The following is a 13,018-nucleotide window of genomic DNA, read 5'->3' as shown; positions in this document are numbered from 1 at the left end:
ATGGTCATCAACTTTGAAGCAAGGTATTGGTTCTTGGAATTGAAATCCTCATAATCTGCTGAGGTAATGACCAAGCTTCCCGGTCTACTGATACAGCCATGTATTTTGTAAATCTCCGCAAGACCGTAGACGGCAGAAAAGACCAGCTCCTCCTGCCCTATATAGGTCTTGTAGCCCTTCATGATTTTCTCCAGAAAGCAGTCATAATTCGTAGTTATGATTCCTGCAAGGCTTTTTTGAGAAAGCTCGCCCAGTGCGGCAATCTCATTTTCATATTCGGGAACCGGAATGGATTTTCTTTTGATATACGTGGCAATTTCTGCTTTGAAGGGAGCTGTGTTGTTTTGAACTGCGGTAAGGTACTCTTCATCGATATCACGCCATCCAGGATCGTCAAACCATCGTGCATTGAATTCCTCAGCGATGCGCTTGGCCACCTCCGGTAATGGATTATCGATCAGCCCCACCATATTTTCATAACGAGCCAGGGCAAAATCGTCATTCCTCAGTCGTTGGGCAAAAACCCCAAGAAGCTCCCGCCAGTTAGGCAGACAGTAATAGCGCCTTGTCAACCCCGAGCCGACAAAGAGAAACGGAATGGCGGGCAGTGACTTGATGAGCTCGTCCAGAGTAGTGATAATCAGCACATCCTTTTCGTTATTCTTTCCGCGCAAAGATCGGGAAAAAAACCATCAAGCCGGGGCGTAAATTCCACGACGGGAGTACCGATGGAAATGCCGATACTCCCGCCGCCTCAATATCAATTTTGATGTCAATTAATGTCTGACGTCAATGCTCTGCGTCCGCTTCGGAGAGCCGTTCCAGCAGGCTCTGGAGCCCCAGCGCCTTGGCCCAGGAGGCCTCCTGAAACTTGCCGTCCACCTTGCGGTACGGTGCGTCCGGCGTCTCGACGTTCAGGAGCTCGGTCGTCAGGCGCCCCCTGAGGCACAGCGGCCGTCCGGGGCCGGGCGGCTGGGCCTTCACCGCAACGCCCTTTCCATTCCTCTTCAAGACCTCGAACGAGCAGCCGTAGTCGCACACGCGGCAGCGCTTGACCTCCTTCGTCAGGTCCCAGGCCCTGCCCTTGTGCGCGGCGCGCCGGTCCGTCAGGGCTCCGACGGGGCAGACGGAGACACAGCGATTGCAGGAGACGCACTTCGACTCCTCCAGCGTCCGATCGTTGTCCGCGACGATGCGCGTTCCGTACCCACGCCCGGCGAAGGCCAGGACCTGGCGCTCCTCCTCCACCTGATAGCAGACCCGGACACACTTGCCGCAGAGGATGCACTTGCTGTCGTCCTTGGCGATGTAGGGACTGGAGAGGTCGATGCGGTCGGGCCTGCGGGTGCCCTCGTGCTCGCGGAAGCGGACCCCGTAGCGCCAGGCGTACTTCTGAAGCAGGCATTCCCCGGCCTTGTCGCAGGTCAGGCAGTCGTTGGGATGGCTGTCCAGCAGGAGCTGCAGGATCGCCCGACGGTATCGGACGATCCGATCCGTCTCGGTCCGGACGTCCATGCCGTCCCGGGCCAGCAGCGAGCAGGAGGTCTGGAGCTTGCGGCTTCCCTCCACCTCGACGATGCACAGACGGCAGGCGGAGACCACCGGAAGGCTTTTATCCTGGCAGAGGGCCGGAATCTCGATTCCAAGCTCCCGGGCCGCATCCATGACGGTCGTCCCGGACGGGACGGAGACCTCCCGCCCGTCGATCTTCAGGGTAATGTTCGCCATCGGGCCCGCCCTCTCAGCGTTTCACGACCGCGCCCACCGGGCAGACGGCAGCGCAGGCTCCGCACTTGACGCATCGGGCGGTGTCGATGACGTGCCGCTCCTTGGGCTTGCCGGCGATGCAGGAGGCGGGGCACCCGCGCGCACATCGGGTGCAGCCGATGCACTTCTCCGTGACGAAGTAGGAGAGCAGCGCCTTGCAGGCGTGCGCGGGGCACGTTTTTTCCCCGACGTGCGCCTCGTACTCGCTGCGGAAGTAGTGAAGCGTGCTGAGCACCGGGGTCGCGGCGGTCTGCCCCAGGCCGCAGAGCGAGGTGGCGGTGATCACGTCGCCCAAGTCCTCCAGGACGGCGAGGTCCTCCGCCTCGCCCCGCCCGCCGGTAATCTTCTCCAGGGTCTCGAGCATCCGCTTGGTCCCCTCGCGGCAGGGCACGCACTTGCCGCAGGACTCCTCGACGGTGAACTCCAGGAAGAAGCGCGCGATGTCCACCATGCAGTCGGAGTCGTCCATCACGACCATGCCGCCCGACCCCATGATGGAGCCGATCCTCGCGAGGGAGGCGAAGTCCACGGGGGTATCGAACAGCTCCCGCGGAATGCAGCCGCCCGAGGGTCCGCCGGTCTGGACGGCCTTCACTTCGTGCCCCTCCGCGGCGCCCCCGCCGATCCCGTAGACGATCGACTCGATCGTGGTCCCCATGGGGACCTCCACGAGCCCGGCGTTGCACACCTTGCCCACGAGCGAGAACACCTTGGTGCCCGGCGAGTCCTCCGTCCCGATCCCCAGGAACCAGTCCGCACCCCTGTCCATGATCAGGGGGACGTTCGCAAAGGTCTCCACGTTGTTGATGATCGTGGGACAGTCCCAAAGCCCCCTGTGGGACGTGCGGTAGACCTTGGTCCGCGGCATCCCCCGCTTGCCCTCGATGGACTCGATCAGCGCCGTCCCCTCGCCGCAGACGAAGGCGCCCGAGCCGAGCCGGAGCTCGATGTCGAAGCCGAAGTCCGAGCCCAGGATCCCGCGCCCCAGAAGGCCGCGTTCCCGGGCCTGGGCGATGGCGATTTTCAGGTGCTCCACCGCCAGCGGGTACTCGGCACGGACGTAGATGAAGCCCATATTCGCTCCGACCGCATAGCCGGCGATGGCCATGCCCTCCAGGACGGAGTGGGGATCGTTCTCCAGGACGGAGCGGTCCATGAAGGCCCCGGGGTCGCCCTCGTCCGCGTTGCAGACGATGTACTTCTGAGGCACGTCGTGACGGAGGGCCTCCGCCCACTTCTTCCCCGTCGGGAACCCCGCTCCGCCCCGGCCCCTGAGGTTGGAGCGCGTCATCTCCCCGACGACCTCGTCCGGGGTCATCTCCGTCAGGACCCTGGACAGGGCGGCGTATCCGCCGAGCGCCACGTAATCCTCCACATTTTTGGGATCGATGATGGAGCAGTTGCGCAGCACGAGCCGAAGCTGCTTCTCGTAAAAGCTCCCGGTCAGACGATACTCCCCGTCGACGAGCGCGACGTCCGTCCTCTCCCGCAGACGTTCGTCCAAACGGGCACGGGCACTCTCCCTCAGACTCACGAGCGCCTCCGCGTCAAGCCCCCTCACCATCTCCACAATCGTAGCTGTCATCGACATTCCCCTCCCGTGTATTCCGCGCTGAACCGGCAACCCCCAAGGAAACCTCCGCCGGCTGGCCTATCGGTATTTGTCCAGAGTGGCTTTGAGCTTCTCCGGCGTCAGGTTTCCGTACTGTTCCCCGTCGATGGCGATAACCGGGGCGATGCCGCAGGCCCCGAGGCACCGCGTCGGCGTGATGGAGAACTGGAGGTCCGGGGTCGTCTCCCCGGCCTTGATTCCAAGCTCGCGCTCGAGGGCCTGCATGACGGTCTCGACGCCCTTGACGTAGCAGGCCGTGCCCAGGCAGACGCTGATGTCGTGCCGCCCCTTGGGGATGAAGGTGAACTGGGAATAGAAGGTCGCCACGCCGTAGACCTCCGACATCGGAACCCTGAGCTCCTTCGACACGATCTCCAGCACCTCCTTGGGGAGGTACCCGAAGCGGGACTGCGCATCCTGCAGGACGGGCATCAGCACACCCTTGCGCAACCTGTTGTCGTCTATGAAGCTACGGAACGCCTGAATCTTCTCGCGGTTTGCCTCCATATCGAACGTGAAAACAGCCATTCTAGGAAACCCCCTCCGTGTCGGCCCGCGGAGCCGGGGACACACCCCTCCCCGACGCCCGGTTATGGTACAATCTACAGCAGGTTGACTAGTTGAACATTTCATTCAATTTTTGGCTGATCCTATTGTAGCGTCAAAATGCCGAATTGACCACCATCCAAAAATTTTTCATCGAAATTTCCGGATGGGGCCCGACAGGCGTTTTGAGGGCATGCCATTTGAGGAGGAAGCCCGAGTGTGGCGAAAAGGGGGTTGCGGACTTGGTTAAATTGAATATCGACGGACACGGCGTCGAGGTCGCTCCGGGGACGACGATCATCGAGGCGGCCCGTTCGGTGGGGGTGGAGATTCCCAATCTCTGTTACGACAAGCATCTGACCGCGTTTTCGGGGTGCCGGATGTGCGTGGTCGAGCTCGAGGGGTCGAAGAAGCTCGTGACCTCCTGTTCGACCCTGGTCAAGGAGGGCATGGTCGTCAAGACAAAGACGGATCGGATCGTCCGCTACCGCAAGAGCCTCCTGGACCTCATCCTGGGGAACCACCCGCAGGACTGCCTGACCTGCGAGAAGGTCGGGAACTGCAAGCTGCAGGACCTGTGCTACGAGTACGGGGTCCAGAAGAGCCGCTGGCCGCGCACGAACACCGTCTTTCCCCTGGACGAGGCCAACCCCGTCATGATCCGCGACCAGAACAAGTGCATCAAGTGCGGCAAGTGCGTCCGGGTCTGCCGCGAGATTCAGGTGACGGGGACCGTCGACTTCGTGGGGCGCGGGGTGAACTCGACGGTCACGACGTCCTTCGACCGCCCCATCGACCGCGAGATCTGCCGGATGTGCGGGCAGTGCGTCGCCGCCTGTCCCACGGGCGCGCTGATCAACAAGCATTTCGTCGGAACCCGTCCCTGGGAGGTCACGAAGGTGCGGACCACCTGTCCCTTCTGCGGCACGGGCTGCAACTTCGACCTGAACGTCAAGAACGGACGCGTCGTGGGCGTGACGCCCGCGGAGGACGCCCCCATCAACGGCACGCAGCTCTGCGTCAAGGGGCGCTTCCACACCGACCTGATTCACAGCCCGGACCGGCTGACCCACCCCCTGATCAAGGTGGACGGCAAGTTCGAGCGGACGACGTGGGACAAGGCCATCCGGTTCGCCGCCGACCGTTTCTCCCAAATCGTGGAGCGGTACGGGCCGGACTCGGTCGCGGGGCTCTCCTCGGCCCGCTGCACCAACGAGGACAATTTCGTATTCCAGAAGTTCATGCGCGCGGCGATCGGCACCAACAACGTCGATCACTGCGCCCGGACCTGACACGCTCCCACGGTCGCAGGTCTTGCGACCTCATTGGGAAGCGGCGCCATGACGAACTCGGTGAACGAAATCCTGGACGAGGACCTGCTCTTCGTCATCGGGTCCAACACCACCGAGGCGCATCCCGTCATCGGCATCAAGATGAAACAGGCCGTGCGCCGGGGCACGAAGCTGATCGTCGTGGACCCGCGCCGCACGGAGCTCGCGGGGATGGCGGACCTGTGGCTGCCCCTGCGCTCGGGCACCGACATCGCCCTGATCAACGGGATGATGCGCATCATCGTCAAGGAGGGCTGGCAGGACGAGGCCTACATCAAAGAGCGCTGCGAGGGGTACGAGGCCCTGCTGGAGTGCATCGAGTCCTACACTCCCGAGCGGGTCGAGGCCATCACGGGCATTCCGCGCGAGCAGCTGCACGAGGCCGCGCGCCTCTACGCCACGACCCGGAAGGCGGGCATCTTCTACACGCTCGGGATTACGGAGCACATCTGCGGGACGAACAACGTCAAGAACCTCGCCAACCTGGGGCTCCTGACGGGGCATATCGGGTTTCCGAGCGCGGGGATCAACCCCCTGCGCGGACAGAACAACGTCCAGGGCGCCTGCGACATGGCCGCGCTGCCCACGGACTTCCCGGGCTACCAGAAGGTGACGGACCCGGAGAAGCTGGCCTTCTTCGAGAAGCTCTGGGGGCGGAAGCTCTCCGGCAAGCCGGGCTACAAGATCCCCGAGATGTTCGACGCCGCCCATGAGGGGACCCTCAAGGCGATGTTCGTCATGGGCGAGGACCCCGTCATGACCGACCCCGACGCCAACCACGTCAAAAAGGGGTTCGAGGCCATGGAGTTCGTCGCGGTGCAGGAGATCTTCATGTCCGAGACGGCGAAGCTCGCCGACGTGATCTTCCCCGCAACCTGCTACGCTGAGAAGGAGGGGACCTTCACCGCCTCCGAGCGGCGGGTGCAGCGCGTCCGGAAGGCCGTGGAGCCGCCGGGGGAGGCCCGCGTCGACTGGCAGATCGTCGCATCCATCGCCCAAGCGATGGGCGCGAAGGGGTTCGACTGGCGGACGTCGGAGGACGTCTTCGAGGAGATGCGCGCCGCCATCCCCCAGTACCGCGGCATGACCTACGAGCGCATGGGGACGACGGGGCTGCAGTGGCCCTGCCCGACGGTGGATCACCCCGGGACCCTCTACCTCCACAAGGACACCTTCTCCATCGGAAAGGGCAAAATGGTCCCGATCGAGCATGTGGAGCCGGCCGAGCCGCCCTGCGAGGAGTACCCCTTCCTGCTCATCACGGGACGCAGGCTGGAGCACTACAACGTCACGACACGCTTCTCCCCGACGCTCGACGCCATCGTGCCCTGCGAGATGGCGGAGATGAACCCCGAGGATGCCCGCAGGCTGGGGCTTGCCGAGGGGCAGCTGGCCCGCGTGACCTCGCGGCGCGGACAGGTGGTCACCCGCGTGACGGTCACGGACAGGGTCAAGCCCGGCTCGCTCTTCATGACCTTCCACTTCAAGGAGTCCCCCGTGAACGAGCTGACCATCGGCGCCTACGACCCCATAACGCTCACCGCGGAGTACAAGGTCTGTGCCGTCCGCATCGAAAAGGTCGAGAGCGGCTACGACCCCGTGAAGATCGAGCGGTTCGTCAACCTGCGCCATGTCGTCGGCTTCGACAAAGGCTAAAGGGCCGGAAAGACTCTGGGGACGCTGCCCCCAGGCCCCCGGCCGGGGAACGAGTTCCCCGGCACCCCCATCTATCTTTTCCGGTACGGGGGTTTTACCCCCGTACCGGAAAAGATCAAAGGGTTCCAAGGGACAAGTCCCTTGGCGGGGTTTGGGGCAGAGCCCCAAAGTTTTCTCCGGTCTTTAGCTTTTGTCCATGCTCACGGCCGCGGTGCTGGCGGGCGGGCAAAGCACCCGCATGGGGTGGGACAAGGCGTCGCTCCTTCTGGACGGGGTCCCGCTGCTGAAGGTTATGACGGACCGGGCCGCCTCCTGCGCGGACGAGGTGCTGGTCGTGGGCCGCGCGGGCTTTCCGGGCCTTGCGGGCGTGAGGTTCGTCCCGGACCTCGGCGGCCCGCCCAGTTCCATGCGGGGGCTCCACGCGGCGCTGACCCATGCGCGGGGGGAGTTCGTCCTGTTGCTCCCCTGCGATATGCCCTTTTTCGATGTCGGTCTGGTGGAGCATATGAAAGGGCTCCGTCCCGGGGCGGACGTGATTCTGCCGTACCCGGGCGGGCGCTGTGAGCCCCTCTGCGCGCTCTATCGCGCCTCGCTTGCGGTGCGGGCGGGGGCGCTGCTGGAGGAAGGGCGCCTGAAGCTCCGGTCCCTGCTGGAGGGACCGGAGCTTCATGTTCGCCTGGTCGCGGAGGGCGGCTATCCCTTTGCGGAGGACGCTTTTTTCAATATCAATACGCCGGAGGACTATCGCCGGGCCCTCGGGCTCCGGCGGGAGCGAAACGGCGGAAACGGGAGGCGGACATGAGGGATCTCAGAAGGGAAGACAGGGAGAGGAACGACGGCCGGACGAGCGTTGAGCTGGAGACGGCGCTGGCGCTGATCGAACGCGACGTCGCCCCTATCGTCGAGACGGAGCGGGTCCCTCCGGCCGAGGGCCTGGGGCGGGTGCTCTCCGAGGCTGTCCGGATGGAGGGGGACCTTCCGCCGTTCGACCGTTCGCCGCTGGACGGCTATGCGCTGCGGAGCGCGGACACGCAGGGGGCGGCTCCGGACGCTCCCGTCGTCCTGTCCGTTGCGGACACGGTCCACGCAGGGCGCATGGGGGATATCGCGGTCGTCCCCGGCACAGCCGTGCGTCTGATGACCGGCGCCCCGATCCCCGAGGGCGCGGACTGCGTCGTCCCCTTCGAGCGGGTGGAGGAGGGCGGGGAGACTATCCGCCTCTCGTCCCCGTTGAGGCGCCACGAGAACTACTGTTTTCGCGGCGAGGACATCCGGGCCGGGGCGGTCGCCGCGCGCGCGGGGACGAGGGTGGACTCCCGGTCCATCGGGGTCCTGGCCTCGTCGGGTCTGGCCCTGCTCCCGGTCCGCCGCCGTCCGCGAATCGCCGTCTTCTCGACGGGCGACGAGCTCGTTCCGCCGGGGACGCCCCTCGGACCGGGAAAGATTCGAGATTCCAACTCCCTGGTCATGGACTTCGCGCTCCGGGAGCTCGCCCATGGGCTGGCTCCCCGGAACCTCGGCCATATGCCCGACGACGTGGAGCACGTCGCCGAGGTTATCCGCGGGCTCTCGGACTGCGACCTGGTCGTGACCTCCGGCGGGGTGTCCACGGGGGACAAGGATATCTTTCACGATGTGTTCGACCGGCTCGGGGCCCACACGATCTTTCGCCGGGTGAAGGTGAAGCCGGGGACCCCCGTGATGGTCGTCCGCATGGGCCGGACGGTCCTGGCCGCGCTCTCCGGGAACCCGTTTGCGATGTTCGTGAACCTCCAGCTCTTCGTCCGCCCGGTCCTCGCGGCCCTGACGGGGGACGTGGGGCTGGCGCTGCGGCCGGAGACGGCGGAGATGGAAAACGACTACCCCAAGGGAAGCCCGATGCGCCGGTTCCTGCGGGCGGCGCTCCACGGCCCGCGCGTCCGTGTGCCCGAGCCTGGGGAGAACTCCCCGGGGATGATCGCCAATGTGGCGGACAGCGACGTGCTGATCGACATCCCCGCCGGAAACGGCGGGCTGCGCGCGGGCGACGCCGTGCGGATCTGGCGGGCCCGATAAGGGGCCGGCCCTGCCTGCCGCGCAAGCGCCTCGATCGGTTGAGATGTCTTTCCTTCTTCCCCTGACCGCCCGCCCGCCGGTCGTCTGCATCTGTGGGGCCAAGAAGTCGGGCAAGACGCTGTTGATGGCACGGCTGGTGCGGCATCTCTCGGAGCTCGGCCTGGCCGTTGGGACCCTCAAGCACGACGGGCACGATTTCGATTTGGGCGGGAGCCCGGACCGGGAGGGGACGGACAGCTGGCGGCACCGCGCGGCGGGCGCCAGGGCGTCGGCCGTATTCTCGGCTCGGCGCTGGGCGCTCTTCCGGGACGGGGAGCCGGAGCTGGAGACGCTCCTGGACCTGATGTCCGACATGGACCTGATCCTGGCCGAGGGACTGAAGGGGTCGGAATGGCCCAAGGTCGTCGTCCTGGGGGGCGAGCCGGTCCCGATAGCCCCGCCGGTCTGGGCCGCAGTGGGGCCGGAGACCGCCAACGCATTTGCGGCGCCGTGCTTCGCCCCGGACGACGTCGCGGGAATCGCCAGGCTGATCCTGTCTGGAATGCCGCGCGGAGGTGAGGTCATGAGTCAAAATATGAGCCTAAAGGGGAAGGATCACCCGGCGAATACCGAGGAGAAGGGCGGTGGAGAGGCCCGCCGCGACGACCTGCTTTGGAAGGACCTGCTGTCCCGATTCTTCGTCCCCATGCTCCACTCTCTTCTGCCCGAGCTGGCCCGCGATATCGACGACAAACGGGACGTCGTTTTCCTCGATAAGGAACTGCGTCGGCTGGCACGTTTTACCCGAAGGCCGGAGGGGGGAGAGCCGGACGAGAACCGCTTCGTCGATCTCCTGGCGGATGTTCCTCTCCGCTCCGGCGAAAACGCCTGGATTCTCCTTCATGCGGAGGTGCAAGGCAGGGGCGGAAACGAGGACTTTCCCCTCAGGATGCACCGTTACCGGGGGTTGCTGGAGGGACGCTACCGAAGGCCTGTGATTGCGTTGGCCCTTCTCATCGAGCCGTTGTCAAAGGCGCAGTCGAGCGGCGTCTATTGCTGGGAGGGCTACAGGACCAAGGTGAGCTACGAGTTCCCGGTTTTCAGGATTTACGAGGGGGACGAGGAAGCATTGAAGGCGAGCGAAAACCCCTTCGATTGGGCGCATCTGGCGGGGCTTCGGGCGTGGAAGAGCCGGGGCAGCGAGGCGCGCAAGCTGGATTACCTTAAGGAGATGCTGGGCCTTTTGGACAAGCGGGGCTGGAGTCACGATGACAAGGCACAGTTACTGACCTTCATGGAGGGTGTTATTCATCTGACGGAGGACGGGAGCTCACGGGAGTACGAGGAGTGGGAAGAAGAGCTGGAACGAGCGAAGGAGGCGGGACGCATGTACGTCAGCATCATGGAGCGCAAGGGTATTGAAAAAGGCAGGACCGAGGGCATTCAGCTCGGCAGGACCGAGGGCATTCAGCTCGGAGAGGCAAGAGGCATTCAGCTTGGCAGGTCCGAGGGTATCCGGCTCGCCCGGATGGAGACGGCCCGGAAGCTGCTTCGCATGGGGTTGGAGCCCGCCAAGGTCGCCGAGGCCACCAGCCTCACCCTCGAAGAGGTCGATGCTCTGTAAGCAGACAACCGCCTTCCGTGAGGCGTCAGCCTCGCGGGGCGCGTTGGGCGCTTACGTCGAAGCGAAGCCTTGAGGCTTTGATTCGACGCAGTGAGATGATATCGTTTTTTCCAAGCCCCAAAATTGAACGGTAAACGAAGGAGGGGCGTGCCGTGCCCCAGGTATTGTCGAACAGACGAGTTTCTCGGGACTTTTATCTTATGAGGGTGGCACAGCCCAACGGCGCCCGAATGGGGCAGTTCTGTATGCTGCGCGCCTGGGGCCGCTATCCCCTTCTCTCGCGTCCCGTCAGCGTCTTCGACGCCGACGCCGAAACGCTGAGCTTCCTGTATCGGGCGGTCGGCGAGGGCACGGACCTGCTCTCACGGTGCCGGGAGGGGGACGCGGTCGAGACCGGGCGGGTCCTGGGCAACGCCTTTCCCCTCGTCTCGGGAAGGGTCGCCCTGGTGGGCGGCGGGGCCGGCATCGCCCCCCTCTACCTCGCCGCGAGGACCCTCGGGGCGCACGGTCCGGCGACGGCCGTCGACCTCTTTCTCGGTTTCAGCGACGAGGTCCTGCTGGCCGAGGAGTACCGCGCCGTCGGCGACAGGACCACGGTGAAGGTCGGGGGCTTCATCACGGACGAGATCGACCCCGGAGACTACGACTGCGTGCTGACCTGCGGTCCGGAGGTCATGATGAGGACGCTTTACGGCAAATGCCGAGCCTCCGGGACGAAGCTCTACGTCAGCCTGGAAAAGAGGATGGCCTGCGGCTTCGGCGCGTGTCTCGCCTGCAGCTGTGGAACGACGAGGGGGCGCAGGAAGGTCTGCACGGACGGCCCCGTCTTCCCCGCAGAGGAGGTGTTCTGACGATGGCGAATGCGGCGTGCCCGGCGGTGAGCTTCGCCGGGGTCGCGATGAAGAACCCCGTAGTGCTCGCCTCGGGCACCTGCGGATTCGGGCGCGAGCTCGGCGGATACTTCGACATCTCGAGGCTCGGCGGGATCGCCTCCAAGGGGCTCACGCTGAACCCGCGCAGCGGCAACGAGGGCATCCGCGTCTGGGAGACGCCCAGCGGGCTCATGAACAGCATCGGGCTGGAGAACCCCGGCGTGCGCGGTTTCCTCGAGGACGAGCTCGACTGGATCAACGGGCACGACGTGGCGAACATCGTCAACCTGGGAGGGCACAGCATCGAGGACTACATCGAGGGCGTTTCGCTCCTCAACGACGCGAAGCTCGACCTGCTGGAGCTCAACATCTCCTGTCCCAACGTGAAGCAGGGCGGCATGAACTTCGGGGTCAGGACGGAGACGGCGCGCGAGGTCGTCCGCATCCTGCGCCGGGAGTGCCGGCACAAGCTCGTCGTCAAGCTCTCCCCCAACGCGGAGGACATCGTGGCCCTCGCCCGGGCCTGCGAGGAGGAGGGGGCGGACGGCCTTTCGCTCACGAACACCTACCTCGCGCTGGCCGTCGATATCGACAGGCGCAGGCCAGTCTTCGAGAACGTCTATGCCGGCCTCTCGGGCCCGGCCGTCCGGCCGATCTCGCTGCGCATGACGCATCAGGTCGCCCACGCGGTCAAGATCCCCGTCATGGGGATCGGAGGCATCGCCGCCTGGCGCGATGCGGTGGAGTTCATCATGGCCGGCGCGACGGCGGTGCAGGTCGGCACCGCGACCTTCACTAACCCGGACATCGCCTTGGATATCATCGAGGGGATCGAGGCCTTCATGGAGAAGGAGGGTATCGCGAACCTCTCCGAGATCCGGGGAATCGTGTGATTCAAAACCCCGGTCCCCCACATGCTTCGTCGTTCTCGCCCCTTGTGATCGGCACGCGGTCGCGAGTACCCGAGGAAAGACGGCAAAATCGTCACGCCGGCAAATGGTTTGCAAATGGTTCAGAGCGGGAATGGGGGGTATAATAGCCTCCATGCCAAGACAGGGTTCCGGTCCGCGGCGTCGTGAAATCCATCATAACGAGAGAGGTCGTTCCGAATGACAATCCGCAGGAAGCTGTATCTGATGCTGTTCTTCGTGCTCTTCGTAATTGCGGCCATGACGGCCGTCACCTATGTCCGCGGCCGGTCGGTCATCATAGGTCTGGTGAATTCCGCAGCGATGGACACCGTCAAGGCTTCCGCCAAAGCCATCGATGCGCGCTTCGATACGGCCGTCTCCGTCCTTGATACCGCGGCCGAGGTCGTGCGGCAGAACTGGCTGCAGTCAAGCGTCAACGACGAGCAGGCCATCGTCGCCACCACCGATTTCTTCATGCCGATCGTCGATGACCCCTACGACTTCGGCCGCATCGCCGCCACCAACGCGCTCTCCGATGTCTATGCCATGGGCGGCAAGCCGCTGATGGCGCTGGCCATCGTCGGCATGCCCATCAACGTGCTGCCGCACGATGTCATCGCCCGCATCCTGGAAGGCGGTCAGTCAGTCTGCCGTGACGCCGGCGT

10 protein-coding genes and 1 pseudogene are annotated in these 13,018 nt (G+C 64.6%); 7 read left to right on the top strand and 4 right to left on the bottom strand.

From position 1 onward, the window contains the following. From Q0176_RS07935 to nuoE, 4 genes are all read right to left on the bottom strand, one after another. The coding region (locus Q0176_RS07935) for an SIR2 family protein (RefSeq protein WP_299301207.1) at positions 1-647 on the bottom strand (647 nt) is incomplete at its 3' end. A 142-nt stretch (positions 648-789) separates the two neighbouring features. Next, a complete protein-coding gene (locus Q0176_RS07930; protein WP_299301204.1) occupies positions 790-1,728 on the bottom strand; it encodes a 2Fe-2S iron-sulfur cluster-binding protein in 939 nt (312 codons plus the stop codon). A gap of 13 nt (positions 1,729-1,741) precedes the next feature. After that, positions 1,742-3,352, bottom strand: coding sequence for an NADH-ubiquinone oxidoreductase-F iron-sulfur binding region domain-containing protein (locus Q0176_RS07925; RefSeq protein ID WP_299301201.1), 1,611 nt, complete (start codon positions 3,350-3,352; stop codon positions 1,742-1,744). 66 nt (positions 3,353-3,418) lie between these two features. Next, complete coding sequence (gene nuoE, locus Q0176_RS07920; protein ID WP_299301198.1) at positions 3,419-3,907, bottom strand: NADH-quinone oxidoreductase subunit NuoE; 489 nt, start codon at positions 3,905-3,907, stop codon at positions 3,419-3,421. 260 nt (positions 3,908-4,167) lie between these two features. On the opposite strand from nuoE, the gene fdhF reads away from it, so the two are divergent. From fdhF to selD, 7 genes and pseudogenes are all read left to right on the top strand, one after another. Next, a complete protein-coding gene (fdhF, locus tag Q0176_RS07915; protein ID WP_299301195.1) occupies positions 4,168-6,912 on the top strand; it encodes a formate dehydrogenase subunit alpha in 2,745 nt (914 codons plus the stop codon). 196 nt (positions 6,913-7,108) lie between these two features. Beyond that, positions 7,109-7,714 (top strand): molybdenum cofactor guanylyltransferase, encoded by a 606-nt coding sequence (locus Q0176_RS07910; RefSeq protein ID WP_299301209.1) that lies wholly within the window; start codon positions 7,109-7,111, stop codon positions 7,712-7,714. Further along, on the top strand, positions 7,711-8,967 hold the full coding sequence (glp, locus tag Q0176_RS07905; protein WP_299301192.1) for a gephyrin-like molybdotransferase Glp: 1,257 nt from the start codon (positions 7,711-7,713) through the stop codon (positions 8,965-8,967). The genes Q0176_RS07910 and glp overlap by 4 nt, the downstream gene beginning before the upstream one ends. 43 nt (positions 8,968-9,010) lie before the next feature. Continuing rightward, the gene (gene mobB, locus Q0176_RS07900) at positions 9,011-10,570 is read left to right on the top strand and encodes a molybdopterin-guanine dinucleotide biosynthesis protein B (protein WP_299301189.1); all 1,560 of its coding nucleotides are present in this window, start codon (positions 9,011-9,013) and stop codon (positions 10,568-10,570) included. A gap of 152 nt (positions 10,571-10,722) precedes the next feature. After that, a complete protein-coding gene (locus Q0176_RS07895; protein ID WP_299301187.1) occupies positions 10,723-11,421 on the top strand; it encodes a dihydroorotate dehydrogenase electron transfer subunit in 699 nt (232 codons plus the stop codon). Between the two features lie 2 nt (positions 11,422-11,423). Continuing rightward, positions 11,424-12,335, top strand: coding sequence for a dihydroorotate dehydrogenase (locus tag Q0176_RS07890; RefSeq protein WP_299301184.1), 912 nt, complete (start codon positions 11,424-11,426; stop codon positions 12,333-12,335). 462 nt (positions 12,336-12,797) lie between these two features. After that, positions 12,798-13,018, top strand: a pseudogene (gene selD / locus Q0176_RS07885) (selenide, water dikinase SelD); the annotation flags it as partial.

It is taken from the genome of uncultured Fretibacterium sp., from assembly GCF_938040765.1.
GTDB lineage: Bacteria > Synergistota > Synergistia > Synergistales > Aminobacteriaceae > CAJPSE01.
Note: the sequence above shows the minus strand (reverse complement) of the source record. Positions and strands in the feature narration are given on the sequence as shown.

Bases quoted from the DNA above. Each gene is read 5' to 3' on its own strand.
- Q0176_RS07910 (WP_299301209.1), top strand. From the start codon at position 7,109: ATGCTCACGGCCGCGGTGCTGGCGGGCGGGCAAAGCACCCGCATGGGG.
- glp (WP_299301192.1), top strand. From the start codon at position 7,711: ATGAGGGATCTCAGAAGGGAAGACAGGGAGAGGAACGACGGCCGGACG.
- nuoE (WP_299301198.1), bottom strand. From the start codon at position 3,907: ATGGCTGTTTTCACGTTCGATATGGAGGCAAACCGCGAGAAGATTCAG.
- Q0176_RS07925 (WP_299301201.1), bottom strand. From the start codon at position 3,352: ATGACAGCTACGATTGTGGAGATGGTGAGGGGGCTTGACGCGGAGGCG.
- mobB (WP_299301189.1), top strand. From the start codon at position 9,011: ATGTCTTTCCTTCTTCCCCTGACCGCCCGCCCGCCGGTCGTCTGCATC.
- Q0176_RS07890 (WP_299301184.1), top strand. From the start codon at position 11,424: ATGGCGAATGCGGCGTGCCCGGCGGTGAGCTTCGCCGGGGTCGCGATG.
- Q0176_RS07930 (WP_299301204.1), bottom strand. From the start codon at position 1,728: ATGGCGAACATTACCCTGAAGATCGACGGGCGGGAGGTCTCCGTCCCG.